Origin of the sequence: Bradyrhizobium sp. AUGA SZCCT0182 (assembly GCF_018130185.1) — a bacterium.
Lineage (GTDB): Bacteria > Pseudomonadota > Alphaproteobacteria > Rhizobiales > Xanthobacteraceae > Bradyrhizobium.
This window is the reverse complement of record NZ_JAFCLY010000021.1, coordinates 107755-127766: the sequence shown is the minus strand read 5'-3', so window position 1 is coordinate 127766 and position 20012 is coordinate 107755. Positions and strand designations below refer to the sequence as shown.

At 62.6% G+C, this 20012-nt stretch carries 17 protein-coding genes and 2 pseudogenes; 7 read left to right on the top strand and 12 right to left on the bottom strand.

Annotated elements, in window-relative coordinates; all coding sequences use genetic code 11:
- The first annotated feature begins 46 nt into the window (after nucleotides 1–46).
- Both JQ611_RS22500 and JQ611_RS22495 read left to right on the top strand, forming a co-directional pair.
- Nucleotides 47–535 (top strand): PaaI family thioesterase, encoded by a 489-nt coding sequence (locus tag JQ611_RS22500; protein WP_212466628.1) that lies wholly within the window; start codon nucleotides 47–49, stop codon nucleotides 533–535.
- A pseudogene (locus JQ611_RS22495) lies at nucleotides 525–1456 on the top strand (DMT family transporter). The gene JQ611_RS22500 and the pseudogene JQ611_RS22495 overlap by 11 nt, the downstream one beginning before the upstream one ends.
- Nucleotides 1457–1504: 48 nt before the next feature.
- On the opposite strand, the gene JQ611_RS22490 reads toward JQ611_RS22495, so the two are convergent.
- A complete protein-coding gene (locus tag JQ611_RS22490) occupies nucleotides 1505–3106 on the bottom strand; it encodes an ABC transporter substrate-binding protein (protein WP_212466627.1) in 1602 nt (533 codons plus the stop codon).
- Between the two features lie 178 nt (nucleotides 3107–3284).
- On the opposite strand from JQ611_RS22490, the gene JQ611_RS22485 reads away from it, so the two are divergent.
- Nucleotides 3285–3818, top strand: a complete 534-nt coding sequence (locus JQ611_RS22485) for a nitroreductase family protein (RefSeq protein WP_212466626.1) — start codon at nucleotides 3285–3287, stop codon at nucleotides 3816–3818.
- A 7-nt stretch (nucleotides 3819–3825) separates the two neighbouring features.
- On the opposite strand, the gene JQ611_RS22480 is transcribed toward JQ611_RS22485, so the two are convergent.
- From JQ611_RS22480 to purC, 4 genes are all read right to left on the bottom strand, one after another.
- Nucleotides 3826–4782 carry a tripartite tricarboxylate transporter substrate-binding protein gene (locus tag JQ611_RS22480; protein WP_212264440.1) on the bottom strand — a complete coding sequence of 319 codons (957 nt, stop codon included), beginning with the start codon at nucleotides 4780–4782 and terminating at the stop codon, nucleotides 3826–3828.
- A 64-nt stretch (nucleotides 4783–4846) separates the two neighbouring features.
- Entirely contained in the window at nucleotides 4847–5548 is a 702-nt protein-coding gene (gene purQ, locus JQ611_RS22475; RefSeq protein WP_212466625.1) for a phosphoribosylformylglycinamidine synthase subunit PurQ, read from the bottom strand.
- 9 nt (nucleotides 5549–5557) lie between these two features.
- Nucleotides 5558–5797 (bottom strand): phosphoribosylformylglycinamidine synthase subunit PurS, encoded by a 240-nt coding sequence (gene purS / locus JQ611_RS22470; protein ID WP_028349990.1) that lies wholly within the window; start codon nucleotides 5795–5797, stop codon nucleotides 5558–5560.
- Between the two features lie 9 nt (nucleotides 5798–5806).
- Nucleotides 5807–6574 carry a phosphoribosylaminoimidazolesuccinocarboxamide synthase gene (gene purC / locus JQ611_RS22465; RefSeq protein WP_171708996.1) on the bottom strand — a complete coding sequence of 256 codons (768 nt, stop codon included), beginning with the start codon at nucleotides 6572–6574 and terminating at the stop codon, nucleotides 5807–5809.
- Between the two features lie 320 nt (nucleotides 6575–6894).
- On the opposite strand from purC, the gene JQ611_RS22460 reads away from it, so the two are divergent.
- Nucleotides 6895–7218 (top strand): DUF1476 domain-containing protein, encoded by a 324-nt coding sequence (locus JQ611_RS22460; RefSeq protein ID WP_212264377.1) that lies wholly within the window; start codon nucleotides 6895–6897, stop codon nucleotides 7216–7218.
- 119 nt (nucleotides 7219–7337) lie between these two features.
- On the opposite strand, the gene JQ611_RS22455 is transcribed toward JQ611_RS22460, so the two are convergent.
- Nucleotides 7338–8243 carry a LysR family transcriptional regulator gene (locus JQ611_RS22455; RefSeq protein ID WP_212466624.1) on the bottom strand — a complete coding sequence of 302 codons (906 nt, stop codon included), beginning with the start codon at nucleotides 8241–8243 and terminating at the stop codon, nucleotides 7338–7340.
- 110 nt (nucleotides 8244–8353) lie between these two features.
- Here JQ611_RS22455 and JQ611_RS22450 point away from each other — a divergent pair.
- Nucleotides 8354–9173 (top strand): annotated as a pseudogene (locus JQ611_RS22450) (oxaloacetate decarboxylase).
- Between the two features lie 146 nt (nucleotides 9174–9319).
- On the opposite strand, the gene cynS reads toward JQ611_RS22450, so the two are convergent.
- The 4 genes from cynS to JQ611_RS22430 form a co-directional block, all read right to left on the bottom strand.
- Nucleotides 9320–9808 carry a cyanase gene (gene cynS, locus JQ611_RS22445; protein ID WP_212413637.1) on the bottom strand — a complete coding sequence of 163 codons (489 nt, stop codon included), beginning with the start codon at nucleotides 9806–9808 and terminating at the stop codon, nucleotides 9320–9322.
- A 20-nt stretch (nucleotides 9809–9828) separates the two neighbouring features.
- Nucleotides 9829–10740, bottom strand: coding sequence for an ABC transporter ATP-binding protein (locus tag JQ611_RS22440; RefSeq protein WP_212264374.1), 912 nt, complete (start codon nucleotides 10738–10740; stop codon nucleotides 9829–9831).
- Between the two features lie 4 nt (nucleotides 10741–10744).
- Nucleotides 10745–11584, bottom strand: a complete 840-nt coding sequence (gene ntrB / locus JQ611_RS22435) for a nitrate ABC transporter permease (RefSeq protein ID WP_212264373.1) — start codon at nucleotides 11582–11584, stop codon at nucleotides 10745–10747.
- 187 nt (nucleotides 11585–11771) lie between these two features.
- Nucleotides 11772–13160: a CmpA/NrtA family ABC transporter substrate-binding protein gene (locus JQ611_RS22430; protein WP_212466623.1), complete on the bottom strand. Its 1389-nt coding sequence runs from the start codon at nucleotides 13158–13160 to the stop codon at nucleotides 11772–11774.
- 167 nt (nucleotides 13161–13327) lie between these two features.
- Between JQ611_RS22430 and JQ611_RS22425 the strand changes: the two genes are divergently transcribed.
- Entirely contained in the window at nucleotides 13328–15274 is a 1947-nt protein-coding gene (locus tag JQ611_RS22425; protein WP_212466622.1) for a sigma 54-interacting transcriptional regulator, read from the top strand.
- Between the two features lie 79 nt (nucleotides 15275–15353).
- On the opposite strand, the gene JQ611_RS22420 is transcribed toward JQ611_RS22425, so the two are convergent.
- Together JQ611_RS22420 and JQ611_RS22415 are read right to left on the bottom strand one after the other, a co-directional pair.
- A complete protein-coding gene (locus tag JQ611_RS22420; RefSeq protein WP_212264370.1) occupies nucleotides 15354–16625 on the bottom strand; it encodes a tetratricopeptide repeat protein in 1272 nt (423 codons plus the stop codon).
- 125 nt (nucleotides 16626–16750) lie between these two features.
- The gene (locus JQ611_RS22415; RefSeq protein ID WP_212466643.1) at nucleotides 16751–17959 is read right to left on the bottom strand and encodes a TrmJ/YjtD family RNA methyltransferase; all 1209 of its coding nucleotides are present in this window, start codon (nucleotides 17957–17959) and stop codon (nucleotides 16751–16753) included.
- A gap of 311 nt (nucleotides 17960–18270) precedes the next feature.
- Between JQ611_RS22415 and JQ611_RS22410 the strand changes: the two genes are divergently transcribed.
- Nucleotides 18271–19998: a S9 family peptidase gene (locus JQ611_RS22410; RefSeq protein ID WP_212466621.1), complete on the top strand. Its 1728-nt coding sequence runs from the start codon at nucleotides 18271–18273 to the stop codon at nucleotides 19996–19998.
- Nucleotides 19999–20012: the final 14 nt, after the last annotated feature.

Below are 20012 nucleotides of genomic sequence, written 5' to 3'. Positions count from 1 at the left end.
TGGATCGGATTTAAGGGCTTAAACCTGCAAAGGAAGGCCCCATTTCGTGAATGACCTCTCCACGACCCCCTTCGTCAAACGTCCCGACCTGTACGTTGAAACCGAGGGCGAATTCGCCGGCTGGCGCACCTGGACCCGTGACAATTTCGAGACCAATAGCGGGCCGTTCTGGCACCGGGTGGAGGAAGACGGCCGGGTCCGCTGCGCCTTCCGCGTCGAGAAAAAACACCTCAACGGCCAGCGCAACGTCCATGGCGGCTGCTTCATGACCTTTGCGGATTACTGCCTGTTCGCCCTGGCCTCGCCGGTGCTGCAGGGGTCGGGCGTGACGGTCGCATTTGGCTGCGAGTTCCTCGATGCGGCGCGCGAAGGCGAACTGATCGAGTGCGAGGGTGAAATCACCCGTGCCGGCGGCTCCCTGATATTCCTGCGCGGGGTGCTGAAATCGGGCGAGCGGTCGCTGTTCACCTTTTCCGGCACCATCAAGCGGGTGAAGCGGAAGCCGCGGACGGACGCAGGCGCCGTTGCCACCTAGCATTCCCCCGGGGAAGCACAGCTGGCGCGATTATGCCTTGCTGCTGGCGCTGGCGTGCTGCTGGAGTTCGACCTATCCGCTGCCAAGATCGGCCTCGGCTCGATCCCGCCGATCACCTTCATCTCGGCCCGTTCGCTGATCGCGGCCGCATTCCTTCTCGTCATCCTGTACGCGCGCGGATTGCGTCTCCCGATCGATGCCAAGGCCTGGAAGCTGTTCGCCTTCCAGCAGAGCATCAACTCGACCATCCCGTTTTTGATGATCACCTGGGCGCAACAATATGTGCCGGCATCCAGCGCCGTGGTGCTGGCCTCGACGACGCCTATTTTTGCCTTCCTGATCACCTGGGGCATCACGCGGCACGAGCCGGCGACGCTGTTGAAGCTGGTTGGCGCCATCCTCGGCCTCGCCGGAACGGCCGCGATCATCGGGCTCGACGCGCTCGGCGGTCTCAGCAAGGACGTGTTCGCCGAAATCGTCATCCTTGTCGCCACCCTCTCCTTTGCCTGCGCCACCATCTTCGGGCTGCGGCTGACCGACTACGATCCGATGGTGGTGGCGGCGGGCTCACTGCTGTTCGGCGGCTTCGTGCTGCTGCCGGCATCGCTGATCGTCGATCACCCCTGGACCTTGCAGCCGACGGCGGAAGCCCTGGCGGCGACCGTCGCGATGGGCATCTTCTCGAGCGCGTTCGGGCTGATGCTGTTTTATATGTGCCTGAGCCGGCTCGGCACGCTCACCACCAACGCGCAAGGTTATCTGCGCATACCGATCGGCGTCGGTCTCTCGGTGCTGCTGCTCGGCGAATCCGTGCCGGCGAATCTGGCGCTTGGACTGGTACTGGTCATGGCCGGCGTCGCCGCGATGACCATTCCCGGCGATCGCTATGGCAAGTGGATCGACCGGTTGCGCGGCCGGTAGAAGGCTGTGCTCGGCACGTTGGCGCGGGCAATGAATCCGGACGCTTCTCTACTGCAAATTGACCAGGGTGAGATCGACGAACCACGACTGCGGCGAGACGAAACCCTTGACCTTCGGGCTCATCGCACGCGGGTTAAGATCGTGGACGATGAAAAGCCAGGGAGGATTATCGACGATGCGTTCGTGCGCCTTGCGATAGGCGGCCGAGATGGCTTTCGGATCAGTCGCCTCGGAAATCGTCTTGAGCGCATCCTCGAAATCATCGTCCTTCCATTGCTCAAAATTGAATCCGTTCGGCGAAAAATTGGCCGCCGCAAAGTAACGCGCCATGACACCGGCATCTGACGATGGCGAGCTGATGTTGAGCACCATCGCCCCTTGCAGGCTTGCATGATCGGGTGTGGCGCGGGCCGCCGTCAACAGAACCTGCCATTCGATCACGCCGACTTCCACATTTACCCCGCAATTTTCTTTGAGGTTCTGCTGCAGGAATTCGTTCATCGGCAAAGGCAACATTTGGCCCGAACCGGAATTCGAGATCAGCGCCTTGAACGATAACGGTTTCGCCGGTGTGTATCCCGCTTCGGCAAGCAGGGCTTTGCCTTTGGCCGCGTCGAACTTGTAGCGGTTGACCGGGCTTCCGAAATCGGGATCGCTGGCCTTGAGCCAGCCTACCGACGGCTCCGCGGTCCCATTGAGAAGCGACACCAGCCCTTCACGATCGATGCAATAGTTTAGAGCCTGGCGAACCCTGACGTCCTTGAAAGGGCTGTTGGTCGCGCCGATGTTGTAGAACCAGGGCCAGACATGCGGATATGAGCCGGTCGTGATGGTGAAGCCCGCCGATTTCAGTGAGGCGAGACCATCGGGCGGCGGCACTTCGATCCAGTCGACCTGGCCGGCGCGCAACGCAGCCAGCCGCGAATTCGCTTCGGGGATCGGCATCAGCACGACGTTGTCGACCTTCGCCATCCGGCTGGGGTCCCAGTATTTATCCCACCGGGCGAGATTGGCTTCCTGCCGTGGCACGATCTTGGTGATGCGGAATGGACCGGTGCCTGCAGCGGGCAACGTCGCGACCTTGGCCCACTCCCGGCCGGCCTTCTCGAACGACGTAGGCGACGTGAACAGAAGGTACACCGCCATATAGGGAAAGTAAGACGCCGGCTTGGTCGTGGTGATGGCGACGGTGTCGTCATCGACCTTCTTGTAGCTTCCCATGATAGGGACGCGGGCCCGCGAAATTGCCGAGCTTGGCGGCTCAAATTGTGGGCTGCTATTGTTGAAATAGCGATCAAGGTTCCAGATCACGGCGTCCGCATTGAAATCGGTGCCGTCGTGGAATTTCACGCCGCGGCGCAGATGGAAGATCCACGTCTTGTTATCGGCTGGGTCCTGCTCCCATTTCTCCGCGAGCCCGGGCCGCAGGGTCGCCAACCGGTCGATTCTGGTCAAATCCCACAGCACCAGCCCTTCAAAGATCGGATAGCCCATAAAGCGCATGCCTTCGAAGCCATTATTTGGCATTCCCGTTGCGGTCGGGATATCGGACGCCGTCATCGCGATGCGCAGCGCAGTTTCGGCCATCGCCGGTTGGTACGACAGCAAAACGGCCGCAAGCGCAAAGGTACGGGAAAGCTTGATGAGCATGACATTCCTCCGTCCGACGATCGGAAAGTCCGCGTTCAGCGGGTAGCCAGAGGATGCAGGAGCAAATTTCAGGCCAGCCGGACACGTTCGCGGCGAAATGGCTGGAAGCCCGTGCCCGCAGATTGCGCCTCAGAATTCGCGTATGCTCCGCGGAAATATCGAGACCGGGGAGAGCGAGATGGACGTCATTGCAGCGATCCACGGGCGCCGGTCGGTGCGCTCCTATGATCCCAAACCAGTCGAGCCCGAGCTGATCGAAAGCGTGATTGAGGATGCCGCACAGGCGCCGCCGCCTTTTCGCGGTCAGGTCCCCTGGGCGTTCAATGTCGTGCAGGGCGTCGAGCGCATCGCGGCCTGTGGCGCGCGCGCGATGGACTATGCGAGAGACCATCATCCCAACGAACCCGGCTGGGACTGGATCGAAAGACCCGGCTTCAAGATCTTCTGGGACGCGCCGGTCGTCGTCATCATTTCCGGACCGGTAGGAGATTGTTGCCGCGCCGGTCAGAACCTGATGTTGTCAGCGCATGCGCGCGGATTGGGAACGTGCTGGGTCGGCTCGCCGATGCTCTGGCTCAGCACGCCAGAGGTAAGGAAGGAGCTGGGAATTCCGGCCACGCTGGCGCCGGTTGCGGTGTTATGCCTCGGTTATCCCGTGTCGATTCCGGAAGCGGTAGTCCACGACAAGCCGCCTATCGTATGGGTGTCGTAGTGGCGCGCTACTTCTTCTCTTCCAGCAGCTTGCGGTATTTCTCAACGTCGCGCGTCACCAGCTGCTGCAGCACTTCCGGCGCGTGCTCATCCGCATCGGGGGCAACGGTCGAGAGATCGTGAAAGCGCTTCTTGACGGCATCGCTCTCCACCGCGCTCTTCGCCGCGGCATTCAATTTCGCGATGATCGCCGGCGCCGTGCCTTTTGGGGCGAACAGACCGTTCCAGCCCTGCGCCTCGAATTCGGGGAGACCCGATTCCGCGGACGTCGGCAGTTCCGGCAAGGTCGCGAGCCGCACCGTCGAGCCAACCACCATTGCCTTGACGAGCTTGTCGTCGATCGCCTGCGACACGGAGGCTGCGGCATCGCAGACGCCGTCGATCTGGCCGCCGATCGCGTCCGTCAGCGCGGGCGCCGCGCCACGATAGCCGACCAGCGTGACATCGATGCCGGCGGCCTGCGCAAAGCTCTTGCAGATCAGGAAATTCGACGAGCCGACGCCGGCATGTCCGAGATTGATCTTGCCGGGATTTTTCTTCGCGTAGGCGATAAACTCCTGAAGATTCTTGGCCGGAAAATCCTTGCGCAACGCGACGATGCCGAAGGTCTTCGCCACCATCGCAATCGGCACGAAGGAGTCCGGCGTGAACGACAGTTTCGGATAGATCGTATAGGTCGCTGCGCTGGTGCCGGCATTGCCGATCGCGATGGTGTAACCATCGGCTTCAGCGCGCGCCGCCCGCGCCAGCGCGATCGAGCCGCCGGCGCCCACGATGTTCTCGATCACGATCGGCTGTCCGAGTGGCTTGGCCATCTCTTCGGCAACCACGCGCGCGATCACGTCCGAAGTGCCGCCGGCCGCGAACGGCACGATCATCGTGACGGGACGTTTTGGATAATCCTGCGCGTGGGCGCTCGTGACGAAAGACAGCGACGCAATGACCGCCAGCAGCCACTTCGTCATTTTATTGTGACGCGTTTTCTTCACGCGAACCGGTTCCCGCTTCGCTTGAAAACGCTATCGGCAATCACGCGGCTTTTTCCAGGTGCGCCACGAGGCCGGCGAATAGGCCGCGACCGTCGGTGCAGCCCATGATGTCTTCGACGTGGTTTTCCGGATGCGGCATCATGCCGAGCACATTGCCGCGCTCGCTGACGATGCCGGCGATCGACTGCGCGGCGCCGTTGATGTTGGAGCTTTCGTCCACCACGCCATCTGCGGAGCAATAACGGTACAGCACCCGCCCCTCGCCTTCGAGGCGCTTGACCGTCTCTTCATCGGCCTCGTAATTGCCTTCGCCATGCGCCACCGGCACGCGGATGACCTGGCCGGCATTGTAGCCGCGCGTGAACGGCGTGTCGGAGCGTTCGACCCGCAGGTGCACATCCTTGCAGATGAATTTCAGCCGCGCGTTGCGCATCAATACGCCGGGAAGCAGCCCTGCTTCGCAGAGGATCTGAAAACCGTTGCAGACGCCGAGCACGAGGCCGCCACTGGCCGCAAAATCCCGCACCGCGCCCATGACAGGCGCACGCGCCGCAATGGCGCCGCAGCGCAGATAGTCGCCATAGGAAAACCCGCCGGGCACCACAACGAGATCGGTGCCCTTGGGCAGCGCGGTCTCGGCATGCCAGACCATCGCGGCCTCGTTGCCCGATGCGAGTTTAAGCGCCCGCGCCATATCGCGCTCGCGATTGATGCCAGGGAAGACGAGAACGGCTGATTTCATGGGAAGCGCCTAGAGCAGTTCGACCCGATAATTCTCGATCACGGTGTTCGCCAGCAGCTTGTCGGCGGCGTCTTTCAACGCCGCCTCGGCCTTGGCCTTGTCCGAGCCTGATAGCTCGATGTCGAACACCTTGCCCTGACGGACGCTGGCGACACCGTCGACGCCGAGCGATTTCAGCGCGCCTTCGATGGCCTTGCCCTGCGGATCGAGAATGCCGGACTTCAGGGTAACGGTAACACGTGCTTTCACAGGATTGCCTCAGCTCTTCACCAGCACCGGACCCGTACCCGCCGGCCGCTCGTTCTCCATCAGGATACCCAGACGCTTTGCGACCTCGGTATAGGCCTCCAGGAGACCACCCAGATCCCTGCGGAAACGATCCTTGTCGAGCTTCTCGTTCGACTTGATGTCCCACAGCCGGCATGAGTCGGGCGAGATCTCGTCGGCGACGATGATCCGCATCATTTCGTTCTCGAACAGGCGGCCGCATTCCATCTTGAAATCGACCAGACGGATGCCGATGCCCAGAAACAGCCCGGTCAGGAAGTCGTTGACGCGGATGGCGAGCGCCATGATGTCGTCGATTTCCTGCGGCGTCGCCCAGCCGAATGCGGTGATGTGCTCTTCGGAGACCATCGGGTCGTTGAGCTGGTCGTTCTTGTAATAAAACTCGATGATCGAGCGCGGCAGCTGGGTGCCTTCCTCGATGCCGAGGCGCTGCGACAGCGATCCCGCCGCCACGTTCCGCACCACCACCTCCAGCGGCACGATCTCGACCTCGCGAATCAGCTGCTCGCGCATGTTGAGGCGGCGGATGAAATGGGTCGGCACCCCGATGTCGTTGAGGTGCTGAAACAGGTACTCCGAAATCCGGTTGTTGAGGACACCCTTGCCCTCGATCACCTGGTGTTTCTTGGCATTGAACGCGGTCGCATCGTCCTTGAAGTGCTGGATCAGGGTTCCCGGCTCCGGACCTTCATACAGGACCTTGGCCTTGCCTTCATAAATGCGGCGTCGACGGCTCATAGGGATGTACCGTGTTTTGTTGAAATCCATGAATTTGGTGTGCTCCGGATGACAAGGGTTTACGACCACGACGGAGCTGCCGTGAAGGCCAGGAACCTGATCTTAACCATCTGGAAACAGAACAAGAACCAAGCCTGTTGGCAACCTATCCGATTGGCCTATCCAGCACAATCGACACGGCCCAATTGGGCCCAACTTATACCTGTAGACTGCGGCTTAACGGCCCGTTGTTTTGCCGATTCGCCCCCTCTATCTAGGTAGGCGACGGGGCCGCCACAACGCGGCCCCCGCGTGCATCTGGCAGGGATTGGAACTCAAATATGAGCACTTTCGACAAGCGCGAAGAAGGTTTCGAGAAGAAATTCGCTCTCGATGCGGATCAGAAGTTCAAGGCCGAGGCGCGCCGCAACCGGCTGCTTGGAACCTGGGTCGCAGAAAAGCTCGGAATTACCGGCGACGCCGCCACTGCCTACGCCAAGGAGGTGGTCGCCGCCGATTTCGAGGAAGCCGGCGATTCCGACGTGCTTCGCAAGGTGATGGCCGATATCAAGGCCAAGGGCGTTGCCCTCACCGAGCAGGAACTCCGCGCCAAGATGGACGAGCTGATGGCGACCGCCGTCGCCCAGGTGAAGGCGGGAACGTAAAGCTGGCGTCATTCCGGGGCGGTGCGAAAGCACCGCCCCTCAGATGCGCAATTGCGCATCGGGGAATCTCGAGATTTCGGGTCTGGTCCTAACGGACCATCCCGGAATGACGGCTTGAATTATCGCTTCGACGCTTTCACCCCGCCGTATGCCGCCCGAATAATCTCCAAGAGCCGCCGCGAGGCCGCGCTGAGAAAGCCGCCGCGGCGCGTCACTGTCACGATGTCGTGGCTGGCATCGAGGTCACCGACACGGATAGTCGAAAGCGCCGAGGATTCGAGCTCCTCGGCGGCGTTGATTTGCGCTAGCAGCGCGATGCCGAAACCGGCCTCGATCAGGCGCTTCTGGGCGGTCAGGCTGTCGACCGGCGTCCAGGCGACGCGAGTCTGGAATAGCGCGAGGATATGCGACGCCGCGATCTCGCGGCGTCCCGGCACTTCGGGGAATGCGATCCATCGTTCGCCGCGCAGGTCGGCAAGTCTTGTGACGCGGCGGCCGGCACGCGGGTGATCGGTCGCGCAAACGACCTGGAGCGGCTCGGCGAACAGCAATTCGCAGTCGAGATCGCGCGAACCGTCGCGATCAAAGCGCAAGCCGATCGTCGCCTCGCCGCGGCGGATGAGACCGCTGATCTCGGCACTGGTCGCGGTTCGCAGGGACAAATCAACGCCGGGATGCTCGGTCGCAAAACGCTTCAAGATGGCCGATAGCCTGCCGCCCGCCAGCGTGCCGACCACGGCCAGTGCGACCGGTCCCGAATCCGGCCGCGCCAGTGCGCGCACCGCATTCTCCGCATCCTGCGCGGCGGCGACCGCACGCTCGGCATACGGCACCATCACACGCCCCGCATCGCTCAGGATCGTCCGTCCTGCGATCCGCTCGAACAAGGGCATGCCGAGCTCCTGCTCCAGGAGCGCGATGCGCCGGGATATCGCCGGCTGCGAACGGTGCAGCGCCTTGGCGGCGTTCGAGATTCCACCGCGGCGGTGAACCGTCAGGAAGGTGCTGAGCGCGTCGCTGTCCATTTTCCGGCCCATGCAAAAAGCTGATGAGATGAAGATAAATAACAAATTAGGCTGATGGACGGAAGCCTCCTATGTTTGGCCGCGAAGCAACCAATTGAGGGAAACGACCGATGCGCAGCCAGATGGAAAAAGCCGAACTGTTCCGCGCCCTGCACGCGCGGCCCGGCGCCTTCATCATCCCCAATCCATGGGACGCCGGCACCGCCAAGCTGCTCGCCGCGATGGGTTTTGAGGCGCTCGCGACCACCAGCCTCGGGCTTGCCAACACGCTCGGCAGCGCCACCGTCAGCCTCGATGCCATTATCGAGAATTGCCGCGCCATTGCTGACGCGACCGACCTGCCCGTCAATGCGGATCTGGAAAATTGCGGCGCAGATGACCCGAAGACCGCCGCCAAAGCCATCGCGCGCGCGGCCGAAGCCGGCGTGGTCGGCGGCTCGATCGAGGATTCAACCGGCGATCCGAGGCGGCCGATTTACGATTTCGCGCTCGCGGTCGAGCGGGTGCATGCGGCGGTCGAAGCGGCCCGCGCGCTACCGTTTCCGTTCACGCTGACCGCGCGGGCCGAGAACCTGCTGTATGGCCATAATGATCTCGACGACACCCATCAAGCGGCTGCAGGCGTTCGAAGCCGCCGGCGCTGACGTGCTCTATTCGCCTGGCGTGCACGACATCGACACCATCCGCACGGTCGTATCGTCGGTCGGAAAACCCTTCAACCTGGTGATGGGTTTTGCCGATCCGACATTGACCGTGCCGCAGATTGCCGCCGCCGGCGTCAAGCGCATCAGCGTCGGCGGCGCGATGGCGCGCGTGGCGCTCGCCGCCTTCCTCAAATGCGCCCGCGAAATGAAAGACCAGGGCGCATTCACCTATGTGCGCGAGATGGCGCCAGTGAAGGAAGTCAGGGCTGCGTTCGCTGCGGCGTGAGGGTGAACTCCGCCGTCATTGCGAGGAGCGTAAGCGGCGAAGCAATCCATTCTCTCTTCGCGTGGCGATATGGATTGCTTCGCGGAGCCTGTCATCGGGCGCGCATTCGCGCGACCCGTTGGCTCGCAATGACGGTCAGGGCTGGTTCAGCCTTCCTTGAACCCATACTCCGGCACATTGCCGCTGGCGCCGTAGTATTTGTAAGGCAGGAATTTTCCGGACATCGTGATCTTGACGCGGTCGCCCTTCGGATTGGCGACGCGCTCCATCGCCATGTCGAAGTCGATCGCCGACATGATGCCGTCACCGAATTCCTCCTCGATCAGCGCCTTCCACGCCGGGCCGTTGACCAGCACCATTTCGTAGAAGCGATAGATCAGGGGATCGGTCGGCGGCATCGGCGTGCCGGTGCCGCGCATCGGCACTTCGTTCAGCATCGCTACTTCCGACTTCGACAGCCCGAACAGTTCGCCGGCGTTCGCCGCCTGCGGTTTTGTCAGCTTCATCTGGCCGAGGATGGCGCCGACGATCAGCACTTCGGAATAGCCGCCGATCTGTTCGCAGATGTGCTTCCAGCTCCAACCCTTCTCGCGCTTGATGTCGAGCAGCTTTTCGGTGAGGTCTTCGCGTTTCATGTCTCGTCTCCTGGTGAATGTTAACGGGCGATCGTCTGAGCCGGGCTGGTCTCGATCATTTTCGGCGACGCGACGATGGTCGGCTCGCTCAGGCCCGGCCGCACGATCGGCACGTTGCGCGGATCGTGGTTGGTTACCGTGGCCGCAAAGGTCTTGCTGCGGCTGACCAGGAAATCGACGATGTGATTGCGCAGCGCGTAGTAATAGGGATGGCGGTGCAGATCGATGCGGCCGCGGTCCTTTGGCAGCGGATTTTCCACGATCTCGGCGAGCACCGCGCCGGGGCCGTTGGTCATCAGGAAAATCTTGTCGGCGAGATAGATCGCTTCATCCACGTCATGCGTGATCATGAACGCGGTCTGCCCGGTCTCCAGGCAAATGCGCCGCACCTCGTCCTGCAGCGTGCCGCGCGTCAGCGCATCGAGCGCCGAAAACGGCTCGTCCATCAGCATGATCTTCGGGGTGATCGAAAGCGCGCGTGCGATACCGACGCGCTGCTTCATGCCGCCAGACAATTCCGACGGGCGCTTGTGCTCGGAGCCGGTCAACCCGACCAGATCGATGAACTTCTGCGCATGCGCCTTCACCTTGGCGCGGTCCCAGTTGCGCCATTTCGAGGTGACGGCATAAGAGACATTGCCGAGCACCGTGCGCCACGGCAGCAGCGCGTGGCTCTGGAAGATCACGGCGCGGTCGAGGCTGGTGCCTTCGATCGCCTGCCCGTCGACGATGACGGCGCCCTCGCTGGGCTCATCGAGGCCGGCGAGGATGTTCAGCACGGTGGTCTTGCCGCAGCCGGAATGGCCGATCACGCAGCCGAATTCGCCGCGCGACATCGACAGCCAGAGATCCTCGAACACGCTGATCTGGCCGCCATCGGCGCCGGGATAACGCCGCGCGATGCCCTCGATCGAGATGAACTTGTCGGTCATCGCTCTACTCCGGGAACGTGACCATGCGCGTGAACCGCGCAAGGATCTGGTCGAGCAGCATGCCGACGATGCCGATCAGCAGGATCGCGATGATGACATTGGTGATCGAGAGGTTGTTCCATTCGTTCCAGACGAAGTAGCCGATGCCGGTGCCGCCGACCAACATTTCGGCCGCGACGATCACGAGCCAGGCGATGCCGATCGATATCCGCATGCCCGTGAGAATGGTCGGCGCCGCCGCCGGCAGGATCACCGTGAAGGCGCGGCGCACGGTCCCGACTTCGAGCGTGCGGGCGACGTTGATCCATTCCTTGCGTACGGCCGCGACGCCAAAGCTGGTGTTGAGCAGCATCGGCCATACCGAGCAAATGAAGATCACGAAAATCGCGGAAATGCTGGAATCCTTGATGGTGTAGAGCGCGAGCGGCATCCAGGCCAGCGGCGAGATCGGCTTCAGCACCTGGATGAACGGGTCGAGCGCCTTGCTGAACAGCGGCGACATGCCGATCAGGAAGCCGAGCGGTATCGCGACGATCACAGCCAGGAAATATCCGAGGGCGACGCGGGCGATGGAATAGCCGAGCTGAATTCCGAGCCCCTTGTCATTCGGCCCGTTGTCGTAGAACGGGCTCTTCAGGTGTTCCCACAGCTTGGCGCCGACATCGAGCGGTCCCGGCATCGCCGACTTGCCGGCGGTCGCGGTCAGCCCCATCAGCTTGGCGTATTCCGGCGTCATGTTGGCGACGGTGCCGGTGCCGCGCGTCGAAATGTGCCAGATGCCGAGGAACGCGGCGAACAGCACGATCGACACGATCGCCGCGCGGAAACGAAGAGATGATGTCATCGGGCGAAATCTCTCAACACGTCGTCCCGGCGAAGGCCGGGACCCATACTCCGCGGCGGTGGTGATGAAAGAAGGTCGCTGACATCATGCCCAATCGAGGCGACACGGCGCCGCGACGAGCGCAATTTGCGCTCGCGCTGGGGTCCCGGCCTTCGCCGGGACGACAACGACGATTGATCGAGCGCCATCACGAAGCCTTCCTGATCTTGAAGCTGGCGAGGTAATCCTCGGGCTTGGCCGGATCGAAGGTCTTGCCCATCACCGAAAAACTCTTGGTGGTGGTGGTCGGCGGCGTCAGCCCCGCCTCTTTCATCAGCCTGGTGGCGTCGGTGGCGAGATAGACTTGCGCCGCGATGCCGGCATAGTCGACGTCGCCCTTGAGCTGCCCCCAACGCTTCATCTGCGTCATGATCCAGATCGCAAAGGACTGCCAGGGGAACGGATCGAAATCGACGCGGTTCGGCTGGGTCACGACATTGCCAAGGCCATCAGCAAACGTGCCGGTGAGAATCTGCTCCAGCACGATCTGCGGCTGGTTCAAATAATTCGCGGGCGCGATGGCCTCCGCGATCTGCTTGCGGTTCTCGGCCTTGTGCGCAAACGCAGTGGCTTCGATGATCGATTTGAGCAGCGCGCTGTAGGTGTTCGGCATCGAGGTGATGAATTCCTTCGATGCGGCAAAGGCGCAGCAGGGATGCCCCTCCCAGATATCCTTGGTCAGGATGTGGATGAAGCCGACGCCGTCATAGACCGCCCGCTGGTTCATCGGATCGGGGCCGAGGAAGCCGTCGATATTGTCGGCGCGCAGGTTGGCAACCATTTCCGGCGGCGGCACCGCGCGGATCTGCACGTCGGCATCCGGATCGATGCCGTGCTCGGCGAGATAATAGCGCAGCAGATAATTGTGCATGGAGTAGTCGAACGGAACGGCGAATTTAAAACCCTTCCAGGTCTTCGGATCGCGTCTGTCCTTGTGCTTGACCGCGAGCGTGATGGCCTGGCCGTTGATGTTCTCGACCGCCGGCATCGTGTAGGGCAACGGATTGGAGCCGACGCCCATCGTGATCGCGAGCGGCATCGGCGACAGCATGTGGGCTGCGTCGTATTCCTTGTTGATGGTCTTGTCGCGAATGACGGCCCAGCCGGCGGTCTTGATGACTTCGACGTTGAGGCCGTTCTTGGAGTAAAACCCCATCGGCGCCGCCATGATGATCGGCGTCGCGCAGGTGATCGGAATGAAGCCGACCTTGAGGTCCTTCTTCTCCAGCGGCCCACCTTGCGCGAAGGCCTCGGTCGCGGTTTTGAGTGGGAAGAACTGCGACAGCGCGGCGGCGGCGGTCGCCGCTCCCACCGATTTCAGGAAAGCGCGGCGCGCCACATCCTGCGGAAACATCGCGCGCATCACGGCGGATGCGACCACGTTCTCAAAGCGGGCCTCTTCGGAAGCCGCCACTGCCGGCTGCAGCGCAAGCTGCGCGGCGGCATCATGTTCGGCATCGCTAACGTGCCTGCCGCAGCTGCAACCCTGGGCATGGAGTCGGCGGGCGGGATCGAACGGATTGTCGAACGTGGACATGAAACCTCCTGCGTGACGCTGAGATCAATTACGCAAGGAGTGTGCCAGCCCCATTTGGCCGCGTTTGCCGAATTAATGCAGCTGTTTAGCTGGATTGTTGGCGATTACGAGAATTCGTGATACACGAAAAATCGTAGTCGAATTACGAATTCTCGGAGTTGGCGAACATGGAAACGACGCCGCATTTGCATGCCGCAACGGCGCGCGACATCGATCTGCGCACCCTCACCTTCGACTATCTGGTCGAGCCGACGTTGCTGCTCGACCCCGACACCGACGAAATCATCGATGCCAATCCCGCCGCCTGCACCCTGCTCGGCTACGACCGCACGCTGCTGCGGGAAACCAAATTCAGCGCGCTGCATGCCGGGCAAGTGCCTGCGCTGATCGTGTTCAGCCAGGCGGTGCTCGACAAGGGTGCCTACTGGACCAACACACTGACGCCGCGTCACGCCACCAGCCAGAAGCTGCGGCTGGAATATACGGGATCGATGCTGCCGCATGATGGACGCGCGCTGATCCTGCTCACGATGAGCGATCTCGAACAGCGCCGCCGCCGCTATGTCGATGCCACCGCCGAGGACCATATGCGCGGCGGGCTCGCCGCCTGGCAGCGCGTCGAGCGCGTGTTCCAGGACATCGAGCGCGAGAACCAGTTGATCCTGCGCGCCGCCGGCGAAGGCATCTACGGCGTCAACGCCGAAGGCAAGACCACCTTCGTCAATCCGGCCGCAGAAAGGATGCTGGGATGGACCGCCGAGGAACTGGTCGGCAAGGCCATTCATCCGATCGTTCACCACAGCCACCATGACGGCAGTCATTACCCCGATGAGGATTGTCCGATCTATGCGGCGTTTCGCGACGGCGCGGTCCACAACGTCGATGGCGAGGTGTTCTGGCGCAAGAACGGCTCGCCGGTCTGGGTCGAGTACACCTCGACGCCGATCCGCGACCGCGGCACGGTGGTCGGCGCCGTGATCGTGTTTCGCGACGTCAGCCACCGCCGCGAGGCCGACGAAAAACTGCACGCCGCGCTTGCCGAAGTCGACCGGCTGCGCGAGCGGCTGGAGCTGGAAAACGCCTATCTGCAGGAGGAAATCCGGATCGAGACCAACCCGCGCGGCATCATCGGCCAGAGCGAGGCGATCCAGAAGACGCTGCGCCAGGTTAAACTGGTCGCACCGACCACAGCCGCCGTCATGATCACCGGCGAATCCGGCACCGGCAAGGAATTGATCGCGCGCGCCATTCATGAAGCCAGCAACCGCCGCGACCGGCCGCTGATCCGCGTCAATTGCGCGGCGATCCCGCGCGAATTGTTCGAGAGTGAATTCTTCGGGCACGTCAAAGGCGCCTTCACCGGTGCGGTGCGCGACCGCATCGGAAGGTTCGAGCTCGCCGATGGCGGCACGCTGTTTCTCGACGAGGTCGGCGAAATCCCGCTGGAACTGCAGGGCAAGCTGCTGCGTGTGCTGCAGGAGGGCAATTTCGAGCGTGTCGGCGAGGAGCGCACCCGCACCGTCGATGTGCGCGTGATCGCCGCCACCAACCGGAACCTGAAGCAGGAAGTGCAGCGCGGCCGGTTTCGCGAGGATCTGTATTTCCGCCTCAACGTGTTTCCGGTGGAGTCAGTCCCGCTGCGCGACCGCCGCGAAGACATTCCGCTGCTGGCCCAGCACTTCCTGATGAGCGAGAGCAACGAGCTGAAGTCCGATTTGCGCTTGTCGGAGGGCGATGCGCGGCGGCTGCAGCGTTACGACTGGCCGGGCAATGTCCGCGAACTGCAGAACGTGATCGAGCGCGCGGCGATCTTGTCGCAGAATGGACGGCTGCGGATCGACCTGCCGGATAATATTGGCGCGCATTCGCCGGCCAGCGCCAGCCGCCAGAAGAGCGACGTGCGGCCGGCCGTCATGACGTCAGCCGAGATGCGCGATCACGAGCGCGCCAACATCCTGGCCGCCCTTGCCGCCTGCAACGGCAAGGTGTTCGGCGCCGGCGGCGCCGCCGAGCTGCTCGACCTCAAGCCGACCACGCTGGCGTCGCGCATGAAGGCGCTCGGGATTTCGGCCCCGCGCGCTACAAGGTCCACGGCGTTTACGATGACTTCCTGATCTTGAAGCTCGCGAGATAGTCCTCCGGCTTGGCGGCGCCAGCTAGAGGCGATCTGGATCGCGGTAAGTTGAGCACCAATCACGGGGCCGTCCCGATTGCTTTGAGCTCAGCGTTGGCGGCTTGCCACTCAATAAAGTCTTTGGGGCATTCAGCGGCGGCGAACTGGAAAAGCCGCTTGGCCTCTTCTCTTGCGCCTCGCAGCAGTGCCAATTCGCCCGAGTAGAAATTTACTTCACAGACCTGTTCTCTTTTTTTCCGAGCGTTGGCATCGTCCGCGGCCGCGAGCACGGCCTCCGGCTCCATCTCGCCCAGAAATAGGCGGACGATCGGAGCCGGCCATCGCGACATGTCAAGCTGCCTGGCGATCTCATTAAGCTGGCTCGGTTGGCCACTCTTCTGCCGCACGAGATCGAGCCACAGCTGCGTATAGGGATCCTTCTGATTCAGCTCGTACGCTCGGCCGAGATCATCGAAGGCTTCCGACAACATCCCGGCCTGAAAGTGGATGAACCCTTTCCAGCGATGGGGACGGAAATCGTTCGGGGCAAGTTCGATTGCCTGCTTGATACTGTTCAGCGCCTGTTCGAGGTCCCCTCGGGCGCCAAGGACGTTGGCACGGAAAGCATAGGACCGGGTATCCCTTGGATTGAGCTGAATGGCCTGATTGAATTCGGCCAATGCAAGGTCAATGTTGCCCTTGGCCATGTGAGCCTGGCCGCGGCAGTATCGACCGATGTGGTGCTCCGGGCTGATCGCGATCGCACGATTGCAGTCAGCCGTGGCGCGGTCCGGCTCGTCCTTGAGAGTGTAGGCGTAGGCACGGTTGACAAATGCGGTGAAATTTTCGGGATGAAGCTGAAGGACGCGGCCATAGTCGGCGATCGCGCCGTCAATGTCTCCCTTGGCCAGATAGGCGCTAGCCCGTCCCAGATAGACGTAAACATCTTTTGGATTGAGTTCGACGGCCTTCGCGTAATCGGCGAACGCTGCGTCCAGGTCGCGCTTCCCGCTGTAGGCAGATGCTCTGCCAAGACGGGCACGCATATTGTTCGGATCGTGTTCGAGTATCCGACTGTAGTCGGCGATCCCCCGGTCCGCCTCTCCCTTCTCGAGATAAAGCCGGGCGCGCTGAAAGTGTGCAACGATCACGTGTGGCATCATGGCCGTCGCCGCTTCGATCACGGCCGTGCAAGCCGCAATGCGATCGTCCAGGCTGACAGCACCGCCGTTGCACTTCGCCGCCGGGGGCAATTCCGCGCGGACACTCGAAATTGACACATGCGACGCACCGATCAGCGTCATCAAAATTGTCGCCGCGCCGACCAGCGCGCGGTATTTACTCTTCGGCATCATGCCCCCAGGCGGAATTCACGCCGGGGACAATAGCAATCGAGCGCATCGTTGTCACAGCCTTCGGTTGTTTCGTACCCTGCTCGCGTGTATGCGCGCGGTCCCGGCAACGACAACGACAACGGTCAAGTCGAACTGGAGATCGCGCCCTCCAGCCGCCCCAACTCGGCGTCAAGGTCCCTCTCCACGTCCGCCACCCGCATCTCGATCACCCGGTAGTCGCGGGCCTCGAGCCAGCTCCGCCGCGCGGCGCGGTCGGCGACGATCGCCTCCGACTCGGTCGGGTTGACCAGCTCGATCGCGATCCGGTGCACGAAGGAGACGAAGTCCGGGATGTGGCGGCCGACCGGGGTCTGGCGTTTGAACTGGCCAGCGAACCGGCGGTCCCGGGTCAGCGCCTGCCACAGCATCCGCTCGGCGTCGGTCGGATTCCGGCGCAGCAACCGGGCCAGCCCGCGGACGGTTCCGTTTTCGGAGGGGGCTGCGGCCTGGCTATGTTCGGCCAGCAGCGCCCGCAACCGGGTCGCCTGTTCGCCGTCGAGCACGCCGCCCTTGGCCGGACCCTTGCGCCCCTCGGCGATCGCCATGACAACCCCGTGGAGGGTGTGCATGTCCTGCTTGGTCGGGTCCATCCGGGTAAAGATGTTGCGCAGGTTGACCAGCATGGTGTCCCTCTTCTCGGCCGGGCGCAGGAACTCGACCCGGTCGAGCTCCCGAACGAGGTTGTCGAAGAAGGCCTGCATCTGATGCTGGGAGGCCGGCTCGGACCTTTCGGGCATCGCGAACGGCAGCGCCCCGCCGGTCGACAGCTTGAACCACTCGTAGCCGATCAGGAGCACCGCCTGCGCCAGATTGAGGGAAGCAAAACCGGGGTTGACCGGGAAGGTGATGATCCGGTTGGCGAGCGCGACCTCCTCGTTCTGCAGGCCGTATCGCTCGCGCCCGAACAGGATGCCGACCCCGCCAGCGACCCGGTTGGCAACATGAGCGACAATCTCGACCGCGGCATCTGATGGTGCCACCACCGGCTTGGCCTGGTCGTGCGCGCGGGCGGTGGTCGCAAACAACAGCGTCAGATCCGCGACCGCCTGCTCGACCGTGTCGAACAATTCGGCGCTCTCCAGAATCTGGTCGGCACCCGCCGCCGCGCGTTGCGCTGCGACGTTCGGCCAGCCGTCGCGCGGATTCACGATTCTTAAACGGGAAAGAGCGAAGTTGCCCATCGCTCGCGCGGCCATGCCGATATTCTCGCCGAGCTGTGGTTCGACGAGGATCACAACAGGTCCGGCTAAGTCCAAACCAGACTTGGTTTTATCAGTCCCAGACCCGGACATTTCTCGCGTCACTTTCTGATTCAAGCTCAGAAGCTGATTCAACTTCTGAAGGTTTTGAATCAGGATGCGAAGCACCTGATTCAAAACCTCATTCCATGTCTCGATGACCGGCCACAACAGCGGCCAGAATTCTCAAGCCAGATAACGGGCTTAGTAGCGTTTCCGAAAGTTCGGTCAAAGCCTGAATTGGGCTTGATCGCTCGCGGCTTGTACGCGCACGGCTTTCGGATAGGCTAACAATCACACTCAAAGCGAAGCTGCAAACAAACAGGCGGCCGGTTCAACGGCTGAGGCCAAAAGAGGAGACGTCCATGCGCGGCAGATGGTCGTTGGCGATTGTCGGTTTCCTCCTCATTCTGGCCGGCGGACTGCTGGCCCATTTGACCCAGACCTCCGGCGGTATCCGCATTCAGGACGTCAGGTTCAAGGGCGCCAAGGGCAACACCATGAGTGCCCTGCTCTACATCCCCGCGAACGCCACGCCCCAGATTCCGGCGCCGGGGATTCTGGCGGTCCATGGCTACATCAATTCGCGCGAGACCCAGGACGGCTTTGCCATCGAGTTCGCCCGCCGCGGCTATGTGGTCCTCGCCCTCGACCAGACCGGTCACGGCTATAGCGACCCGCCCGCCTTCGCCAACGGTTTTGGTGGTCCGGACGGGCTGGCTTACCTGCGCAGCCTCGACTTCGTGGACAAGACCAATATCGGCCTCGAGGGTCATTCGATGGGTGGCTGGACCGTGCTGGCGGCGGCGACAGCCATGCCCAACGACTACAAGTCGATGGTGCTGGAGGGCTCCTCGACCGGCAAGCCGTTCGCCGCCGACGGCACCCCGACCTGGCCGCGGAACACGGCGCTCGTGTTCGCCCAATACGAGGAATTTTCGACCCTGATGTGGGGCGTCGATCGGGCCCGCGACGTCGCCCAGAGCCCAAAGCTGTGGGCGATGTTCGGCACCCAGGGACCGGTCGAGCCCGGCAAGGTCTATGGCGACATCGCCCAGGGAACCGCGCGGGTGCTCTACACCCCCGCCATCACCCACCCGGCCGAGCACATCTCCCATGAAGCGATCGGCTACAGCCTCGACTGGTTCGCCAAGACGTTGAAGGGCGGCACGCCGCTGCCGGTCGACGACCAGATCTGGTTCCGCAAGGAAATCGGCACGCTGATCGCCCTGCTCGGCTTTGTCGCCCTCCTGATCGGGGCCTTCGACGCCCTGCTGGAAGCCAAAATGTATTCCCGCCTGCGGCTGCCCGAGATCGCCGACGGCACCATGCCGGCACATTCGGCGGCAGACGGCCGGCGCTGGACCACCGCCTTCATCCTGACCGCGTTCATCCCGGCGCTGACCTACTATCCAGCCTTCGCTCTGGCGGGCACTTTTGTAAAACCGTCGGCTTGGCTGCCGCAGGGGATTACCAACCAGATCATGGTCTGGGCCGTCATCAATGCCCTGATCACGCTGGCCCTGATGCCGTTCGCGCCCAAGCGGGCCAGCCGGGCCGGTATTGTCGGCCAGTCGGTCATCATCGCGGTCGCCACCGTTGCGATCGGTTATGCGGCGCTGTGGCTGGCCGATCTCGCCTTCAAGATCGACTTCCGGTTCTGGATCGTGGCGATGAAGCTGATGAGCGCCAAGCAAGCGATGATTTTCCTGATCTACCTGGTGCCGTTCACGGCCTTCTTCGTGGTGGCGCTGCATGTGCTGCACCGGAATTTCTCGACCATGGCGGCGGGGCGTGCCGGGCTTTACCTCACCAACATCCTGGCGCTGACGCTGGGCTTCATCGTGCTGCTGGTATTACAATACGGCACGCTTTGGTTGACCGGAAAGCTGTTCAACCCGCTGCCAGATCCCGGCTTCGTGCCGCTGTCGACCATCGTCGCCATCCAGTTCGTGCCGCTACTGGCGATCTGCGCCGTGGTCGCGACCTTCACCTGGCGGCGGACCGGCTCCAGCCTGCCCGGCGCCCTGATCTGCGGCCTGTTCGTGACCTGGTATGTGGTGGCGGGAACAGCGACGCAGGCAGCGTTCTGAGGGAAATCTTGCTG